Genomic DNA, 18373 nt, shown 5'->3' with positions numbered 1-18373 from the left:
TTGGGGCGACTGACGCGTGAAGGAATCCAACTTGAGCGAACTTCTCAACCGCCGCCTGGCTCTGCTCGGCAAGCGCGAACACCTCTCCCTGCTAGAGCAGTGCTTGCACGGCATCGAGCGCGAATGCCTGCGTGTCACCGGTGAGGGTCGCCTGGCACAAACGCCGCACCCTGAAGCCCTGGGCGCCGCGTTGACCAACGAGCTGATCACCACCGACTACTCGGAATCGTTGCTGGAGTTCATCACTCCTGCCCTGCCAGACCCGGCCGATACCCTGAGCAGCCTGGACAAGATCCATCGTTTTGCCTACACCAAGCTCGGCAGCGAATACCTGTGGAGCCCCTCGATGCCGTGCCCGTTGCCGGCCGAGGAAGACATCCCGATTGCCTACTACGGCACGTCCAATATCGGGCAGCTCAAGTACGTGTATCGCAAAGGCCTGGCCCTGCGTTACGGCAAGACCATGCAGTGCATCGCCGGCATTCACTACAACTTCTCGTTGCCGGAAGCACTGTGGCCATTGCTTAAAGAAGCTGAAGGGTTTGTCGGTACTGACCGCGACTATCAGTCCACCGCCTACATCGCGCTGATCCGCAACTTCCGCCGCTACAGCTGGCTGCTGATGTACCTGTTCGGCGCGTCGCCGGCGCTGGACGCCGGCTTCCTGCGCGGTCGGTCGCACCAGCTCGAAGTGCTGGACGCCGACACCCTGTACCTCCCCTACGCCACCAGCCTGCGCATGAGCGACCTGGGTTACCAGAGCAACGCCCAGGCCGGCCTGACGCCGTGCTACAACGACTTGAACAGCTACACCGACAGCCTGCGTGAAGCGGTGGCAACGCCTTATGCGCCGTACGTCGAAGTCGGCACCCACAAGGACGGTGAGTGGGTTCAGCTCAACACCAACATCCTGCAGATCGAAAACGAGTACTACTCCAACATTCGCCCCAAGCGCGTGACCTACACCGGCGAGCGGCCGATCCAGGCGCTGATGGCCCGTGGCATCCAGTACATCGAAGTGCGCTGCCTGGACATCAACCCGTTCCTGCCGATGGGCATCGACCTGCCGGAGTCGCGCTTCCTCGACGCCTTCCTGCTGTACTGCGCGCTGAACGACAGCCCGCTGTTCGCCGACAACGAGTGTGGCAACGCCACGTCCAACTTCCTCAGCGTGGTCAAGGAAGGCCGCCGTCCGGGCCTGCAATTGCAGCGTCAGGGCCAGGCGGTGGACATGAAGGAATGGGCCACCGAGTTGCTGGAGAATATCGCTCCGCTGGCCGCCCTGCTGGATGAGAGCCAAGGCATCACCGAACACAGCCAGGCGCTGGACGCCCAACTGGCGAAGATCAAGGACTCGTCCCTGACCCCGTCGGCCCAGGTGCTGGCGGCGATGGCCGAGCGCAAGGAGAGTTTTGCGCAGTTCTCGCTGCACCAGAGCCAGCTACACGCCGAGCACTTCCGCAAGGAGCCGCTGGCCGCCGAAGAGCAGGCACGCTTTGAAGAACTGGCGCGCACGTCGCTGGCGCAACAGGCGGAGCTGGAGCAGAACGAAGTGGGCGACTTTGATGTGTTTGTGGGCTCGTATCAGGCGAGCATTCTCGCCATCAGCAACTGAGAGCCTTGCGCCCTCTGTGGGGCTCGGCTTGTGGGAGCTGGCTTGCCTGCGATGCAAGCAACTCGGTGTATCAGTGATACCCAAGTGATGCTATCGCAGGCAAGCCAGCTCCCACATTTTCGCTCTTCGGTCTGAAGATCGGTTTTCACTTTTCTCCTCATAAGCTAATTCGAAAATGTTATTTATTTTCGAATTCTTAGATCATTTAGTCTCCTCACACGCCGACCCTCGGCCGCCTGATTGAGGAGCTTCCCCTTGAAACTGTTAACCCCTCTGCGCCTCTTGGCTGCATTGTCCCTGGCCGGTGCCAGCCTGTTTGCCCAGGCGGCGGATGTGACCATCGCTTACCAGACCACCGTAGACCCGGCCAAAGTCGCCCAGGCCGACGGCGCTTATGAAAAAGCCACCCACGCCAGGATCGACTGGCGCAAATTCGACAATGGCGCCGACATCATCGCCGCCATCGCCTCCGGCGACGTACAGATCGGCTACCTCGGCTCCAGCCCGCTCACCGCTGCGGTGACCCGCAAAGTCCCGGTAGAAACCTTCCTCGTGGCCACCCAGATCGGCGGCGCCGAAGCCCTGGTAGCGCGCAACGGGTCGGGCATCAACAGCCCGCAAGACCTGGTCGGCAAGAAAGTTGCCGTGCCCTTCGTGTCCACCGGCCACTACAGCCTGCTGGCCGCGCTGAAGCACTGGAACATCGACCCCTCGAAAGTCACCATCCTCAACCTCGCGCCACCGGCCATCATTGCGGCCTGGAAGCGTGGCGATATCGACGCCACCTACGTGTGGGACCCGGCCCTGGGCGTCGCCAAAGAGAACGGCAAGGTGCTGATCACCTCCGGCGAATTGGCCAAGTTCGGCGCGCCGACCTTTGATGCCTGGATCGTGCGTAAGGATTTCGCCGAGAAGCATCCGGAAATCGTCACCGCTTTCGCCAAAGTCACCCTGGATGCATACGCCGCCTACCGAAAAGACCCACAAGCCTGGCTCGCCGACCAAGGCAACGTCGACAAACTGGTGAAACTCTCCGGCGCCAAGGCCAGCGACATCCCGTTGCTGCTGCAAGGCAACGTGTACCCGCTGGCGGCTGACCAGGTGACCCTGCTGGGCGCACCGACCACCAAGGCTGTGACCGACACCGCCGCGTTCCTCAAGGAACAAGGCAAGGTCGACGCCGTGCTGCCGGACTACGCCCCTTACGTCAGCGCCAAATTCATTACCAACTGATCGGGAGTCCATTGCGATGGCCTTGCTACAACTGGAGCGCATCAGCGCACAGTACCCAGGCGCCACAGAACCGGTACTGTCAGACATTTCAATCGACCTGGGGCCCCAGCAATTGCTGGTGGCCCTCGGCCCGTCCGGCAGTGGCAAGACTTCGCTGTTGAACCTGATTGCCGGCTTTGTCGAACCGTCCGCCGGGCGCATCACCCTCGACGGCGTGCCGGTCAAGGGCCCCAGCGCCGAACGCGGCGTGGTGTTCCAGGACGACGCCCTGCTGCCCTGGCAGGACGTGTTGGCCAACGTGGGCTTCGGCCTGGAACTGGCTGGCGTGCCCAAGGCGCAACGTGAAGTGCGCGCCCGGGAAATGCTCGCGCTGGTGGACCTCGCCGGTTTCGACAGCCGCCTCATCTGGCAGCTCTCGGGCGGCCAGAAGCAACGTGTCGGCCTGGCGCGCGCGCTGGCGGCTGACCCGCGCGTGTTGCTGATGGACGAACCCTTCGGCGCCCTCGACGCCTTTACCCGCGAACAGATGCAAGAGCTGCTGCTGCAAGTCTGGCGGCGCACGGCCAAGCCGGTGTTCCTGATTACCCACGACATCGAAGAAGCGGTGTTCCTCGCCACCGACTTGATCCTGCTGGCGCCCAACCCAGGGCAAATCGTCGAACGCCTGAGCCTGGACTTCGGCCAGCGCTACGCCGCCGGTGAATCGGCGCGGGCGATCAAATCCGACCCGCGCTTTATCGAAACCCGCGAACACGTGCTGGGCAAAGTGTTCTCGCAACGGCAGGTGTCCGCATGAGCAGCTTTGAGCTTCCCGCCACCGCCGCCAAGCCAGTGACGCACGCGGTGATCCCGGTACGCCGCAGCCTGAGCACACGCTGGATCAGCGTACTGACCTTGATCGCGCTCTTGGTCATCTGGTGGGCCGTGACCGCCACCGGCTTGATTGAACCGCTATTCCTGCCGCCACCGTCCGCCGTGCTGCAAAAAGGCTGGCTGCTGGCGACGACCGGCTACATGGATTCCACGTTATGGCAACACCTGGGCGCGAGCCTCAGCCGCATCGGCCTGGGCCTGGGTTTTGCGGTGCTGACCGCCGTGCCGGTGGGCATCGCCATCGGCGCCAATCGTATCGCGCGCGGCATTCTCGACCCGCTGATCGAGTTTTACCGGCCGATCCCGCCGCTGGCCTACCTGCCGCTGATTGTGATCTGGTGCGGCATCGGCGAGCTGTCCAAGGTACTGCTGATTTACCTGGCGATTTTTGCGCCGATTGCCATCGCCACCGCGACCGGCGTGCGCACCGTCGACCCGGCCAAATTGCGCGCGGCGCAGTCGCTGGGCGCTACCCGCGCACAACTGATCCGTCATGTGATCCTGCCAAGCGCCCTGCCCGACATCCTCACCGGTGTGCGCATCGGCCTGGGCGTAGGCTGGTCCACCCTGGTGGCCGCCGAGTTGATCGCCGCCACCAGCGGCCTGGGTTTCATGGTGCAGTCGGCGGCGCAGTTCCTGGTTACCGACGTGGTGGTGCTGGGAATTCTGGTGATTGCCCTGATCGCCTTCGCCATGGAAATGGGCCTGCGCGCCCTGCAGCGTAAACTGGTGCCCTGGCATGGCCAGGCACACTGAGTGAGAACAACATGAGCAGCCTGACCGTTACGCCAATCAGCACCGCCCTGGGCGCCCTGATCAGTGGCGTCGATATCACCCGACCGTTGCACACCGAAGAACGCGACGCCATTGAACAGGCGTTGCTCAAGCACTCGGTGCTGTTTTTCCGTGACCAGCCGATCAACCCGCAGCAACAAGCTCGGTTCGCGGCGAACTTCGGTGACCTGCACATCCACCCGATCTACCCCAACGTGCCGGAACAGCCTGAAGTGTTGATCCTCGACACCGCCGTGACCGACGTGCGCGACAACGCCGTGTGGCACACCGACGTGACCTTCCTGCCGACGCCCGCGCTTGGAGCGGTGCTGAGTGCCAAGCTGCTGCCGGCGTTTGGCGGCGACACGCTGTGGGCCAGCGGGATTGCCGCGTATGAGGCGCTGTCCGAGCCGCTCAAGCGGTTGCTCGACGGTTTGACCGCCACCCACGACTTCACCAAATCCTTCCCGCTGGAGCGCTTTGGCAACACCGCCGAAGACTTGGCGCGCTGGGAGGAGACTCGCAGGAAGAACCCACCGCTGTCCCACCCGGTGGTGCGCACGCACCCGGTGAGCGGGCGCAAATCGCTGTTTGTCAGCGATGGGTTTACCACCAAAATCAACGAGCTGGAGCCAGCGGAAAGCGAGGCGATCCTGAAACTGTTGTTCGCCCACACGACCCGGCCGGAATTCACCATTCGCTGGCGCTGGCAGGAAAACGACGTGGCGTTCTGGGACAACCGCGTGACCCAGCACTACGCGGTGGATGATTACCGGCCGCAGCGGCGGGTGATGCACCGGGCGACCATCCTGGGTGACGTGCCCTTCTAAGCCACACAGAAATCAACGGCAGGAGCCGGCTTGTGTGGGAGCTGGCTTGCCTGCGATTACGGTGAGTCAGCCACAGACTCATTGACTGATACACCGCTATCGCGGGCAAGCCCGCTCCCACACTTTGAACCAGTGGCTTCAGTTATTCAGCGGAAGATGGCTTTTCCCACAGGTTAATCCCGCCTTCCTGGGCAAACCGGTCGATCTCTGCCAGTTCTTCCGCGCTGAAGCTCAGGTTCTTCAGTGCACCGACGTTTTCGATAATCTGCTCCGGCCGGCTCGCGCCGATGAGAGCACTGGTCACCCGCGGGTCACGCAGGGTCCAGGCCAGGGCCAGTTGCGCCAGGCTTTGGCCGCGACGCTTGGCGATCTCATTGAGCGCACGCGCGTGGGCGATGTTGGTTTCAGACAAGTGCTTGGCCTGCAGCGAGCCACCACCGGGGCGGTTGACCCGTGAGTCGGCCGGCACGCCATTGAGGTATTTGTCGGTCAACACGCCCTGAGCCAGCGGTGTGAACGCTATCACGCCGGTACCGAGTTCTTCGGTGGTGTCCAGCAGGTCTTTTTCCACCCAGCGGTTAAGCAGGTTGTAGGCCGGTTGGTGGATCAGCAGCGGCACTTTCCACTCTTGCAGCAAGGCCGCAATCTCACGGGTTTTCACCCCCGAATAGGACGAGATACCGATGTACAGCGCCTTGCCCTGCTGCACGGCGGTGGCCAGAGCGCCGGCGGTTTCTTCCAGGGGCGTGTCAGGGTCAAAACGGTGGGAATAAAAAATATCCACATAGTCCAGGCCCATGCGCTGCAGGCTCTGATCCAGGCTGGCCAGCACGTATTTACGCGAACCGCCGCCCTGGCCGTAAGGGCCTGGCCACATGTCCCAGCCGGCTTTGCTGGAGATGATCAGTTCGTCGCGGTAGTGCTTGAAGTCTTCGCGCAGCAAGCGACCGAAGTTGGTTTCGGCGCTGCCGTAGGGCGGGCCGTAGTTGTTGGCCAGGTCGAAATGGTTGATCCCCAGGTCGAACGCGGTGCGCAGCAGGGCGCGCTGGGTGTCGATGGGGGTGCTGTCGCCAAAGTTGTGCCACAGGCCCAGGGACAGTGCCGGCAGCACCAGCCCGCTGCGGCCTACGCGGCGGTACGGGATAGATTCATAGCGGTTTTCGGCAGCAATGTAAGTCATCGAATCCTCTCTTGAACTTGGGGCAAATAAGGCCCGGGAATAACGCTATTCCCAGGCCTTTCAAGCAGCTGAATCGCTTAAGTCTGCCGTTCCGTTCTACAGCAATTTCCTACCAGAGGGGAACGACATAGCTGACATAGAAGCGGTTTTCATCCTGCACGGTGGCACCGGTGATATCCGGGCTGGCGTGGGCATTTTTCCAGGTCACGCCCAGGCCTTTGAGGGTGCCGGTCGGTACCTGGTACGCCACGGCAATGTTGCGTTCCCACTCACTGGTGGTGCCTTGCACGGTACGGATGTCATCACCGTGGGCATAGGCCGCCGAGAACGACAGGCCCGTGAGGCCCAGCTTACCGAAGTCATACTTGTACTGTGCAAGCCATGTGCGCTCACCGGCGTGTTGAAATTTATTCAACTGCATGTTGGTCAACGCCGGGGTATCGGCGCCCGAGCCCGGCCCCTGGCGGTTGTCGCCACTGTTCAGGCCAGAGTCCAGGTACGGGAAATCACTGTCGCCGCTGTTTTTCTGGATGCCCAGGCCGACCGTGTGGCCGTCCAGGCTGTAGCTTTCAAGCAGGCTGGCGGTGGTTTGGTTGATTCGGCCCTTGGAGCTGCCGTCGCCGTAGAGGCCGGCACCGGCAAAGTCCTTGTCGCCGTCGGCGTTTTCGCCCACACCCAGGCTGCGGAACACGCGGATGTCGGTGTCGATTGCACCGACCGACAACGCGTCATGGCGCTTGGCACCGAGGAAGAACTGCTGATAGTAGTCCTCAAGGTTCGAATACCACAGGCTGACTGTGGTGTTCTGGATACCGGTGTAATCCGCGCCGCCGAACAGGAAGCGATCGCTTTCTTTGGTGCCGCCGGCGGTGATCATGCCCTGGTCGCCGGTCTCGTTGCGAATTTTGGTCTTGAAGATGTCGCCGCCGGTGAAGGTGAAGTCGGTGAGGTCCTTGGACACCAGTTGCACACCGGTGTTGGTCTGCTGGTACAGGCGCCCGTCGGTGTTGGCCAGTATGGGGTTATTGCCGAACAGCGTACCCACGCGCAGTTCATCCTTGGCAAAACGCATCTTGAATGTCGGGCTCAGCACGCCGAACTGGTCGGCGGATTTGCCGTTGTCCAGCGGGAACATGCTGCCGGGGTAGCGGCCCTGGTGGTCCTTGTCGTTGAGGTCGCCGCCGGAGTCCAGCTTCAGGCCATAAAACGCCTGCAGATCCAGACCGAAACCCACCGGCCCTTCGGTGTAACCGGACTTGAAGTTGAACTCGAAACCCTGGCCCCAATCACGCACGCTGTGAGCCTTGGAATTGCTGTTCACCACATCACGCCCCTGCTGGTTGAGGTAGCGGTTGAGCAGGGTCACATCGGCATGGCTGTCATCAATAAAATCGGCGTGGGCGGACAGCATAAAGCTCGCCATGGCGGCACCCACCATAGGGCTTATCAACGTCTTCATTGTTACCGGTCTCCGTCACTGTTCTGAAATGAAAGCGTCAAACGCTTCACACAATTACGCAGTGGCCAGATGACAGTTCGGAGTCAAAACCGTTAGTTCACGAATGAAATTAAATTTATGCAAGCCTTTAACTACGCGGGTTAGCGGGCATTTTCGAAGATTTCTGCCAGCCAATCGACGAACACACGCACCCTTGGCGACATGTGTCGGTTGTGGGGGTACAGCACCGAAACCGGCATCAACGGCGGCGGCGTTTCGGTGAGAATTTCACGCATCACACCCTGCCCGATCAGCTCGGCCATGCGGTAATGCGGGCACTGGATAATGCCCAAACCCGCCACTGCGCTGGCGGAGTAAATTTCCGCGCCGAACACCGAAAGCGCACCCTCGATTTGCACTTCTTCCAGCTCGCCATCAACCATGAATTCGAATGGGAACAGCTTGGCGGTGGTGCGTGAAACGTAGTTCACCGCGCGGTGCTCTCTCAGGTCCGCCAGGCTCTTCGGCTCACCGTATTTACGCAGGTAGGCGGGGCTCGCGCAGGTCACCTGGCGCAGGTTGGCAACACGTCGGCCAATCAGCGCAGAGTCGCCCAAAGTGCCTGCCCGCAGCACGCAATCCACGCCTTCGGCGATCAGGTCGACAAAACGGTCCGCTTCGCTGATGGACAGCTCGATTTCCGGGTAACGGGCCATGAACTGCGGCAAGGCCGGGATCACAAAATACTTGGCCAGGGTGCCGTGCAAATCCACGCGCAAACGGCCCTTGGGCGCCACGCTGCGAAACGCCAGTTCGGCCTCTTCCAGCTCGGCCAGCAGTTGCACGCAACGTTGGTAATACGCCTCGCCGTCAAGAGTCGGGCGCACGCGGCGGGTGCTGCGTTCCAGCAGGCGCGTGCCGAGCCAGGCTTCGAATTGATTGAGGGTATGGGTGAGCGTGGCGCGCGGCAGGTTCAAGTCCTCGGCGGCCAGCGTGAAGCTCGAGCGCTCGTAAATGCGTACAAAAACCTTCATGGCTTTGACTTGATCCACGCGGCACTCCCCTGAGTTGATTGTTGGCGATTATTGAACAGTCAAGGCAACTCTGGCGCATTTATCGCCCCCGGTAAACATGTGAATCTGCGCTCACACCCACTTCAAGGCATGCACACCATGACGACTCAAGTAGCAATCATCACCGGCGCTTCCCGTGGTATCGGCTCCGTGATCGCCAAACAACTCGCCGCCGACGGTTACGCCGTGGCCATCAACTACGCCAGCAGCGCCACTGAAGCGTCCAAGCTGGTGGTGGAACTGCGTCAGGCCGGCCACCAAGCCATAGCGATTCAAGGCGACGTGTCCAAACCCGCCGACATCAAGCGCCTGTTCGACGAGACCGAAACCCAGCTGGGCAAAGTCGACGTGCTGATCAACAACGCCGGCATTCTCAAGCCGCTGCCCCTGGCCCAGCACAGCGACGAGCTCTACAACCAGAACTTCGAGATTCACACCCGTGGCACCTTCAACGCACTGCGTGAAGCCGCCACCCGCCTGAATGACGGCGGGCGCATCGTCAACTTTTCCAGCAGCACCGTGGGCCTCAACTTCCCCGGCTACGCGGTGTACATCGCCAGCAAGGCGGCGGTGGAATCCCTGACTCAGGTGTTCGCCCGGGAAATGCGCGGCCGCCGCATCACGGTCAATGCCGTGGCCCCGGGCCCGGTGGCCACGGAGCTGTTCCTGCACGGCAAAAGTGAAGAACAGATCCAGACCATGGCCAAGATGCCGCCGCTCGAGCGCCTGGGCCAACCCGAAGATATCGCCCGTGTGGTGTCGTTTCTGGTGAGCCCGGCCGGTGGCTGGATCAACGGGCAAATCCTGCGCGCCAATGGTGGCCTGGTCTGACTTCACTTGAGGAGAACGGCATGAAATCGATCATTCTGATTACCGGCGCCTCCAGCGGTTTTGGCGCCCTCACCGCCCGCGCGCTGGCCGATGCCGGCCACACCGTGTACGCCAGCATGCGTGAAACCCTGGGGCGCAATGCGCCGCAGGTGGCCGAGGTACAGCGTTATGCCAGCGAACACCAGGTGGACTTGCGCAGCGTGGAGCTGGACGTGGCGTCCAGCGATTCCGTGGAGGCCGGCATCGCCAACATCATCGCCGACTGCGGGCGCCTGGATGTGATCATCCACAACGCGGGGCACATGTCGTTCGGCCCCGCCGAAGCCTTCACACCGGAGCAGTTCGCCCAGCTGTACGACATCAACGTGCTGAGCACCCAGCGGGTCAATCGCGCAGCGCTGCCGTACTTGCGCAAGCAGGGCCAGGGCCTGGTGGTGTGGGTGTCGTCCAGCAGTGCACGGGGCGGTACCCCACCGTTTCTGGCGCCGTATTTTGCGGCGAAGGCGGCGATGGATTCCCTGGCCGTGTCTTACGCCAGCGAGCTGACGCGTTGGGGCATTGAAACCTCGATCATCGTGCCGGGCGCGTTTACCAAAGGCACCAATCACTTTGCACACTCGGGCAAACCGGCGGATCAGGCGCGTGTCGCGCTGTACAACGAGGGCCCCTACGCCGGTGTGGCGGATGCCGCGTTGCAAGGCCTGGCGGCGCTGGAGCCTGCGGACGCAGACGTCGGCGAGGTGGCCAAGGCGATTGTCGAGATCGTGGGTCTGCCGTTCGGCACACGCCCGTTCCGTCGGCATATCGACCCGTCGGAGGATGGCTGTGAAATCGTCAACGGCGTGGCGGATCGAGTGCGGGCCGAGCTGTTTTGGAAGGTCGGTTTGCAAGATTTGCTCACGCCGACTATCACTCTCAAATCCGAATGAGGTCCCCTTGTGGGAGCGGGCTTGCCCGCGATGGCGGCGGGTCAGCCAGCAAACCTCTGACTGAAAGACCGCTATCGCGGGCAAGCCCGCTCCCACAGGAGATCACCGTAATGCACACCTTCATCGTCATCAGCGGTGGCCTCACCCTCCTTGTGCTGATGCTGCTCATCGGTCAAAAACTCGGCATCAGCACCGCGGTGCTGGCCTACAGTTTTGTCGGCATCTGGCTGGTGGTGTCAGTGGTCAACGGCGCAATCGGCGTACTAACCGCCGGCCAGCCCCTGGTGTCGGAGCTGGTGATCGGCAGTGTCGTGTTCGGCGCGCCGTTGGTGGCACTGGCCCTGTACCTCAGGGCCTGAGCCTCAGCGCACCAGGTGCAGGAACTGCAGGTGACGCTCGTACTGGTCGAGGATGTCGTTGATGATTTGCTCTTTGGTGTAGCCGACCAAATCGTAGTCCTGGCTGCCCTCGCTCAAATGCACTTCCGCCCGGTAATAGCGACGGTTGTTGAGCTCCTTGGAACCCATCCCACCCCGCGCGAAAGACGGCGTGAAGTAGCCGCGCATCTGCACCTGATACACAAACGGATGTTCCTCGCCGTGGCCGATTTCCAGGCTGACGCTGTCGTTGGCCGGGTCGGGCTGGGTGACAACATTCAGGCCCTTCTCGACAAACACCGCGGTCACTTCTTCGATTGCCGGGCGCACCGTGGTATCCAGGAAACGGTACACCTCGTCCCGCGACGGAAAATGTACGGCCTGGCTCAAGCGTTGTCGCCAACCGCCCCGGCCTTTGCGCGCCGTGGAGATCGGCGCCAGCGAATGCAGTTGGGCGATCTGCTTCTGGGACTCAAGGTAAAACGCCTTGTGCAGCCCCCACATCATCAGCAGCAGGATCATCGAGAACGGCAACGAGGTCAGCACCACCGCTGATTTCAGCGAGTCGATACTGCCGGCGAACAACAGGGCGCTGGTGACCAGCGCGGTCATTGCCCCCCAGAACACCCGCAGCCATTTCGGGCCGTCTTCGTCGGCGTTACCGCCTTTGGACGACAGCGTCGAGAGCACCACAGTGCCGGAGTCGGCCGAGGTCACGAAGAACACGAAGCTGATAAACACCGTGACCGCAATCACGGTTTTGCTCCACGGGTAGGTTTCCAGCAGCAGGTAGAGGCTCATCGACGGGTCATCGATGGCCGACTGGCCGAGGGCGGTCAAACCGTGGTTGAGCACCTGGTCGATGGCGCTGTTGCCGAAGATCGACATCCACGCCAGGGTGAACCCCAGCGGAATCAGCAGCACGCCGAACACGAATTCGCGGATGGTGCGGCCGCGGGAAATCCGCGCGATGAACAGGCCCACGAAGGGCGACCATGCGATCCACCAGGCCCAGTAGAACACGGTCCAGCCGCCCAGCCAGTCGCTCGGCTTGTCGTAGGCGTAAACGTCAAAACTCTTGGTCGGCAACGCGCCCAGGTAGTCGCCGATGTTCTGGATGAGGGTGTTGAGCAAGTGCTGGGTAGGCCCCGCGAACAACACAAACAGCAGCAGCGCACAGGCCAGCAGCATGTTGATGTCGGACATCACCCGCACGCCCTTGTCCACGCCGGAGACCGCCACAACAATCGCAGCGCCCATCATCAGGGTGATCAAACCGACCTGAATCCACTGGGTGTGGGCGATGCCGAACAGGTAATCCAGCCCGGAGTTGAGGTGCAACACGCCAAAGCCCATGTCGGCGCCGAGGCCGAACACCGTGGCGATGATGCCGAAGCCGTCCACCGCGTATCCGATGGGGCCGTTGATGCGCTTGCCGATCAGCGGATACAGCGCGGAGCGCAGCGCCAGCGGCAGGTTATGCCGGTAGGCGAAGTACGCCAGGGCCATGCCCACAAAGGCGAACACGCCCCAGCCATGCAGGCCCCAATGCAGAAACAGGATCTGCATGGCCTGGCGCGCGGCGTCGGCGTTCATCGGCGCGCCCTGGGGCGGTTGCACCAAATGCGTCAGCGGCTCGGACACACAGAAGAAGAACAGCGTGATGCTGATCCCGGCGGCGAACAGCATGCCCGCCCAGGACAGGTAACTGAATTCGGGCTCGTCGTGGTCGGCACCGAGTTTTATCTTGCCGTAGCCCGATAGCGCGGTGACCACCACGAAGACCAGATACAGCGTCATCGCGAGCATGTAGTACCAGCCGACCGTGTTGGCCGCCCAGTTTTGCGCGGCCAGCAGCCAGGCACCGGCCTGTTGCGGAATCGCGATGACAGTAACGCCGAACAGCAGGATGAAGGTGGCGGCGAAGTAGAAAACCGGCGCATTCATGCGCACCAGGCCGCTGGATGGGGTGGACGATGCACTCATGAACGATGCACCCCGAGGGTAGAGGGTATGGCTGTAAATAACGGACTCAGCAAAGGTAAGCCTCCTGTTGTGAGCGGGCAGCGAACCACCGGGTTTAACTTGAACGAGCATTCAAGTTAAACATGGATAGGCGGTCTGGGACTAATTGCAGGGCTGAGTGGTAGGTAATTCCTACACTAGCTCAAGGAAAGGTATGACGGGCGGGGATGACAAATCGTTCAGCGACTTGAAGGTGAAATACAGACAAATGTGGGAGCTGGCTTGCCTGCTCCCACAGGGACAGGGGTGTGGCTTATTTTTGCGCACCATCCTCATGCTGCAAATTCGCCTGGGTGATATTCGCCCCCGCCGGCACGCTGCGGGTCAGCCACACATTGCCGCCGATGGTCGAGCCTTTGCCAATGGTGATGCGCCCCAAAATAGTGGCCCCGGCGTAGATCACCACATCGTCCTCCACGATCGGGTGGCGCGGGTGGCCTTTCTGCAATTGCCCGTCCTCATCCGCCGGGAAGCGTTTGGCGCCCAGGGTCACCGCCTGGTAGATGCGCACGCGCTCGCCGATGATCGCGGTTTCGCCGATGACCACGCCGGTCCCGTGGTCGATAAAGAAACTCGGGCCGATTTGCGCGCCGGGGTGAATGTCGATGCCGGTGGCCGAGTGGGCAATCTCGGCACTGATCCGCGCCAGCAATGGCAAGCCCGCGCGGTACAGGTGGTGGGCCAGCCGATGGTGAATCACCGCCAGGATGCCGGGGTAGCACAACAGCACTTCGTCCACGCTGCGGGCGGCCGGGTCGCCGTGGTAGGCGGCCAGCACGTCGGTGTCGAGCAAACTGCGCAAAGATGGCAAGGCCAGGGCGAAATCCTGGATCAGGCGAATGGCGTGGGCGTCCACCTCGCCGTCATCCTTGCCGCCCTGGCGCGCGGCGTAACGCAGCTCCAGGCGCGCCTGGCCGAGCAGCGCGTTCAGCGCCACATCGAGGGTGTGGCCGACGTAGAAATCTTCACTTTCTTCACGCAGGTCCACAGGCCCCAGGCGCATGGGGAACAACGCGCCGCACAGCGATTCGAGAATCTGCGCCACGGCCTCACGGGACGGCAACTCACGACCGCCGTGCTCGCCGCTCAGGCGGCCATTGCGTGTGCGCCATTGGTCCCGGGCGCTGCGCAGCTGGGTGACGATGGTCTGCAATTGCCAATGACTGGAACGCTCACTCACGGTATTCACTCCTGACGAAATGCCCACCACTTTACGGTATGCACCCTGACCGCCCTTAAGAACCAATGGTGTGAACCTAAGAACTTGCAGGCATAAGCGATTGACGGTTGCCCGATGAAAAGTGCCTGCCTATAGTCGCCCCATCACTTAGCCAATGTGCGTCGTCATGATCAAAAGACAGCTCGACCGTTTTAACCGCCTGGAACTGCTGGGCGGCGCCACCGCCCTGGAAAAACTTGAGCGGCTGTCGGCCTGGCTGGACCGGGACGTCTACGTCAAACGCGACGACACCACGCCGCTGGCCATGGGTGGCAACAAGCTGCGCAAACTTGAATACCTCGCCGCCGATGCCATCGCCCAGGGCGCCGACACGCTGGTGACCGCTGGCGCCATCCAGTCCAACCACGTGCGCCAGACCGCCGCGCTGGCGGCCAAGCTCGGCCTGGGCTGCGTGGCCCTGCTGGAAAACCCTACCGGCACCGAAGACCCGAATTACCTGGGCAACGGCAACCGCCTGCTGCTGGACCTGTTCGACGCCAAAGTGGAACTGGTCGAGAACCTCGACAACGTCGACGATCAGCTCAATGCCCTCGCCGACCGCCTGCGCAGCAACGGCAAGAAGCCCTATCTGGTGCCGATTGGTGGCTCAAACGCGCTCGGCGCCCTGGGTTACGTGCGCGCCGGGTTGGAACTGGCCGGGCAGATCGAAGACAGCGGCATTGAATTTGCTGCCGTGGTATTGGCCTCCGGCAGCGCCGGCACGCACAGCGGCCTGGCGTTGGCCCTCAGTGAAGTGCTGCCGAACTTGCCGGTGATCGGCGTGACCGTGTCGCGCACCGACGAAGCCCAGCGTCCGAAAGTGCAAGGCCTGGCCGAGCGCACCGCCGAGTTGCTGGGTGTGGACATTCCCGAGGCGTTCAAGGTGATTCTGTGGGACGAATACTTCGGGCCGCGCTACGGCGAACCGAACGCCGGCACCCTTTCAGCGGTCAAGTTGCTGGCGAGTCAGGAAGGGTTGCTGCTGGACCCGGTCTACACTGGCAAGGCCATGGCCGGTTTGCTGGATGGCATCGGGCGTCAGCGGTTCGAGGACGGCCCGATCATTTTCCTGCATACCGGCGGGGCTCCGGCGTTGTTTGCCTATGACTCGGTTCTAACAGGCTGAACACCGACCGGATGTGGGAGCTGGCTTGCCTGCGAAAGCGGCGGGCCAGCAAAACATTTGTTGGCTGATACACCGCCATCGCAGGCAAGCCAACTCCCACATGTGATACGCCGTATATTCTGAAAAAGAATATCAATTCAAATTTATATTATTTTCAAGTCTTAAAAACACGCTTTATAGTCGCGCCGCAGGCGAAGACGCGCTACGCGCTTTAAGGCAGGATACGACTACCGCGTCACCTGCTTCGCACAACACAAAAAACACAGGGGCTCTCCATGACTATTTCTGTATTCCGTCGCACATTGCTGGTTGGCACATTGGGGCTGGCGCTCGGCGCAGGTTTGTTAGGCCAGGCCGTTGCCGGCGAGCAGTTGGACAACATCAAGAAAGCCGGCGAAATCAAAATCGGCCTGGAAGGCACCTACCCGCCATTCAGCTTCGTCGATGAAAGCGGCAAGCTCAGCGGTTTTGAGGTGGAGCTGTCCGAAGCTCTGGCCAAAGAGCTGGGCGTGAAGGTCAAACTGCAAGCCACTCCATGGGATGGCATTCTCGCGGCCCTGGAATCCAAGCGTCTGGACGCGGTGGTCAACCAGGTCACTATCTCCGAAGAACGCAAGAAGAAGTATGACTTCTCCACGCCTTACACCGTGTCCGGTATCCAGGCGCTGGTACTGAAGAAGAACGTCGACAGCATCAAGACCGCCAACGACCTGGCCGGCAAGAAAGTCGGTGTAGGCCTGGGTACCAACTACGAGCAGTGGCTCAAAGACAACCAGCCTAAAGCGATCATCAAGACTTACAACGACGACCCGACCAAGTTCCAGGACCTGCGCATCGGCCGTATCGACGCCATCCTGATCGACCGCCTGGCCGCGCTGGAATACGCCAAGAAAGCCCCGGACACCGCAGCTGCCGGTGATGCCTTCTCCCGTCAGGAAGCCGGTATTGCCCTGCGCAAGGGCGAGCCTGAACTGCTTGACGCGGTGAACAAGGCCCTCGACAAACTGCGCGCCGACGGCACCTTGAAGAAGCTGTCCGAGAAGTACTTCAACGCTGACGTTACTGAATAATGGAAGCAGGTTTCCAACTCGCGCTGGACTCCGCGCCCTTTCTGCTCAAGGGCGCGTATTACACGGTGATTCTTAGCCTCGGCGGGATGTTTTTCGGCTTGCTGCTGGGCTTCGGCCTGGCCTTGATGCGCCTCTCGCGCTTCAAGCTGGCGAGCTGGACCGCCCGGGTCTACGTGTCGTTCTTTCGCGGCACGCCCTTGCTGGTGCAGCTGTTTTTGATCTACTACGGCTTGCCGCAAGTGGGCATCGAGCTGGATCCGATCCCGGCGGCCCTGATCGGCTTTTCGCTGAACATGGCCGCCTACGCCTGTGAAATCCTGCGGGCCGCCATCAGCTCCATTGAGCGCGGCCAATGGGAAGCGGCAGCCAGCATCGGCATGACCCGCGCGCAGACCTTGCGCCGGGCCATCCTGCCGCAGGCCATGCGCACGGCCTTGCCGCCGTTGGGCAACAGCTTTATTTCGCTGGTCAAGGACACGGCGCTGGCCGCCACCATCCAGGTGCCCGAGCTGTTCCGCCAGGCGCAACTGGTGTCGGCGCGGACCTTCGAAATCTTCACCATGTATCTCTCCGCCGCCCTGATCTACTGGATTTTGGCGAGCATCCTGGCGCACTTTCAAAACCGCCTGGAAGACCGGGTCAACCGGCATGACCTGGAGTCTTGAAGCATGATCGTGGTTGAAAAACTGACCAAACAATTCAAGGGTCAGGTGGTACTCAACGGCATCGACCTTGAGGTCAAGGAAGGCGAAGTCGTCGCCATCATCGGCCCCAGCGGTTCCGGCAAGACCACCTTGCTGCGCTGCTTGAATTTCCTCGAAGAACCCACCAGTGGTCGCATCAAGGTGGGGGACATCGAGATCGACAGCAGCAAGCCGCTCAACCAGCAACAAAGCCTGGTGCGGCGTTTGCGCCAGCACGTGGGTTTTGTGTTTCAGAACTTCAACCTGTTCCCCCACCGCACCGCGCTGGAAAACGTCATCGAAGGCCCGATCGTGGTCAAGAAGATGCCGCGCGAAGCCGCGACCGAACTCGGCCGCAAGCTGTTGGCTAGGGTAGGCCTGGCAGGCAAGGAAGGCGCCTACCCGCGGCGTTTGTCCGGCGGCCAGCAACAGCGGGTGGCGATTGCCCGTGCGCTGGCGATGGAACCGGAGGTGATTTTGTTCGACGAACCCACCTCGGCACTGGACCCGGAGCTGGTTGGCGAAGTGCTGGCGACCATTCGCAGCCTGGCCGAAGAAAACCGCACCATGGTGATCGTCACCCACGAGATGAGTTTTGCCCGTGATGTGGCCAACCGGGTGATCTTCTTCGACAAGGGCGTGATCGTGGAACAGGGCGAAGCCAAGGCACTGTTCGCCAACCCCAGGGAAGAACGCACCAAGCAGTTCCTGAGCAAGTTTCTGGCCCACTGAAACACCCCTTGGGTCTGTGGGAAATGGCTTTAGGTGGGAGCTGGCTTGCCTGCGATGCAGACACCTCGGTGTATCAGTGGCACCCAGGCGATGCTATCGCAGGCAAGCCAGCTCCCACCTAAAGCGCGGTCCTACAGGAAGTGCTCATACCCGCCTATAAAACATCCCGCCATACCCATCTGAATATCCCCCCGCCAGTCAGCCCCTTCTGAATATCCGCGAACTCGCCGTTTAGCCTTTTGCCGCCATTGACGCTCCCCCGCCAACCCTCTTATCTAGCACCCAGAGGATTGGATCCTATCCCGGCAATTCATCGAATCGTTCCTTTCGGCACCCTGCGCACCCGCGCCACGGGCGCCGGAACG

The 18373-nt window shown here is 61.6% G+C and carries 17 protein-coding genes; 12 read left to right on the top strand and 5 right to left on the bottom strand.

Annotated elements, in window-relative coordinates; all coding sequences use genetic code 11:
- Positions 1–31: 31 nt before the first annotated feature.
- The 5 genes from gshA to tauD all read left to right on the top strand — a co-directional run bounded on the left by gshA (position 32) and on the right by tauD (position 5325).
- Positions 32–1615 carry a glutamate--cysteine ligase gene (gene gshA, locus ATI14_RS08090; protein WP_016972188.1) on the top strand — a complete coding sequence of 528 codons (1584 nt, stop codon included), beginning with the start codon at positions 32–34 and terminating at the stop codon, positions 1613–1615.
- Between the two features lie 255 nt (positions 1616–1870).
- On the top strand, positions 1871–2848 hold the full coding sequence (gene tauA / locus ATI14_RS08085; protein WP_016972187.1) for a taurine ABC transporter substrate-binding protein: 978 nt from the start codon (positions 1871–1873) through the stop codon (positions 2846–2848).
- A 16-nt stretch (positions 2849–2864) separates the two neighbouring features.
- Entirely contained in the window at positions 2865–3644 is a 780-nt protein-coding gene (tauB, locus tag ATI14_RS08080; RefSeq protein WP_016972186.1) for a taurine ABC transporter ATP-binding subunit, read from the top strand.
- Complete coding sequence (gene tauC / locus ATI14_RS08075) at positions 3641–4477, top strand: taurine ABC transporter permease TauC (RefSeq protein WP_016972185.1); 837 nt, start codon at positions 3641–3643, stop codon at positions 4475–4477. Before tauB ends, tauC begins: the two co-directional genes overlap by 4 nt.
- 11 nt (positions 4478–4488) lie before the next feature.
- On the top strand, positions 4489–5325 hold the full coding sequence (gene tauD / locus ATI14_RS08070) for a taurine dioxygenase (protein WP_016972184.1): 837 nt from the start codon (positions 4489–4491) through the stop codon (positions 5323–5325).
- 142 nt (positions 5326–5467) lie between these two features.
- On the opposite strand, the gene mgrA is transcribed toward tauD, so the two are convergent.
- From mgrA to ATI14_RS08055, 3 genes are all read right to left on the bottom strand, one after another.
- Positions 5468–6505, bottom strand: coding sequence for an L-glyceraldehyde 3-phosphate reductase (gene mgrA, locus ATI14_RS08065; protein ID WP_016972183.1), 1038 nt, complete (start codon positions 6503–6505; stop codon positions 5468–5470).
- Positions 6506–6614: 109 nt separating this feature from the next.
- The gene (locus ATI14_RS08060; RefSeq protein WP_080520352.1) at positions 6615–7943 is read right to left on the bottom strand and encodes an OprD family outer membrane porin; all 1329 of its coding nucleotides are present in this window, start codon (positions 7941–7943) and stop codon (positions 6615–6617) included.
- A 161-nt stretch (positions 7944–8104) separates the two neighbouring features.
- On the bottom strand, positions 8105–8995 hold the full coding sequence (locus tag ATI14_RS08055; RefSeq protein ID WP_016972181.1) for a LysR family transcriptional regulator: 891 nt from the start codon (positions 8993–8995) through the stop codon (positions 8105–8107).
- A gap of 111 nt (positions 8996–9106) precedes the next feature.
- Here ATI14_RS08055 and ATI14_RS08050 point away from each other — a divergent pair, with 111 nt between their 5' ends.
- From ATI14_RS08050 to ATI14_RS08040, 3 genes are all read left to right on the top strand, one after another.
- Entirely contained in the window at positions 9107–9847 is a 741-nt protein-coding gene (locus ATI14_RS08050; protein ID WP_031320040.1) for an SDR family oxidoreductase, read from the top strand.
- A 20-nt stretch (positions 9848–9867) separates the two neighbouring features.
- Positions 9868–10776 (top strand): SDR family oxidoreductase, encoded by a 909-nt coding sequence (locus tag ATI14_RS08045; RefSeq protein ID WP_016972179.1) that lies wholly within the window; start codon positions 9868–9870, stop codon positions 10774–10776.
- 110 nt (positions 10777–10886) lie between these two features.
- The gene (locus ATI14_RS08040; protein WP_016972178.1) at positions 10887–11135 is read left to right on the top strand and encodes a hypothetical protein; all 249 of its coding nucleotides are present in this window, start codon (positions 10887–10889) and stop codon (positions 11133–11135) included.
- A gap of 3 nt (positions 11136–11138) precedes the next feature.
- Here the strand turns inward: ATI14_RS08040 and betT are convergent, their stop codons facing one another.
- Positions 11139–13100, bottom strand: coding sequence for a choline transporter BetT (gene betT, locus ATI14_RS08035; RefSeq protein WP_016972177.1), 1962 nt, complete (start codon positions 13098–13100; stop codon positions 11139–11141).
- A gap of 331 nt (positions 13101–13431) precedes the next feature.
- Positions 13432–14358, bottom strand: coding sequence for a serine O-acetyltransferase EpsC (gene epsC, locus ATI14_RS08030; protein ID WP_016972176.1), 927 nt, complete (start codon positions 14356–14358; stop codon positions 13432–13434).
- A gap of 166 nt (positions 14359–14524) precedes the next feature.
- Here epsC and ATI14_RS08025 point away from each other — a divergent pair, with 166 nt between their 5' ends.
- The 4 genes from ATI14_RS08025 to tcyN all read left to right on the top strand — a co-directional run bounded on the left by ATI14_RS08025 (position 14525) and on the right by tcyN (position 18008).
- Positions 14525–15523, top strand: coding sequence for a D-cysteine desulfhydrase (locus tag ATI14_RS08025; RefSeq protein WP_016972175.1), 999 nt, complete (start codon positions 14525–14527; stop codon positions 15521–15523).
- 275 nt (positions 15524–15798) lie between these two features.
- The gene (tcyJ, locus tag ATI14_RS08020) at positions 15799–16593 is read left to right on the top strand and encodes a cystine ABC transporter substrate-binding protein (protein WP_016972174.1); all 795 of its coding nucleotides are present in this window, start codon (positions 15799–15801) and stop codon (positions 16591–16593) included.
- A complete protein-coding gene (gene tcyL / locus ATI14_RS08015) occupies positions 16593–17258 on the top strand; it encodes a cystine ABC transporter permease (protein ID WP_016972173.1) in 666 nt (221 codons plus the stop codon). Before tcyJ ends, tcyL begins: the two co-directional genes overlap by 1 nt.
- 3 nt (positions 17259–17261) lie before the next feature.
- The gene (gene tcyN / locus ATI14_RS08010; protein ID WP_016972172.1) at positions 17262–18008 is read left to right on the top strand and encodes an L-cystine ABC transporter ATP-binding protein TcyN; all 747 of its coding nucleotides are present in this window, start codon (positions 17262–17264) and stop codon (positions 18006–18008) included.
- Positions 18009–18373 lie beyond the last annotated feature (365 nt).

The organism is Pseudomonas tolaasii NCPPB 2192 (genome assembly GCF_002813445.1).
Lineage (GTDB): Bacteria > Pseudomonadota > Gammaproteobacteria > Pseudomonadales > Pseudomonadaceae > Aquipseudomonas > Aquipseudomonas tolaasii.
Note: the sequence above shows the minus strand (reverse complement) of the source record. Positions and strands in the feature narration are given on the sequence as shown.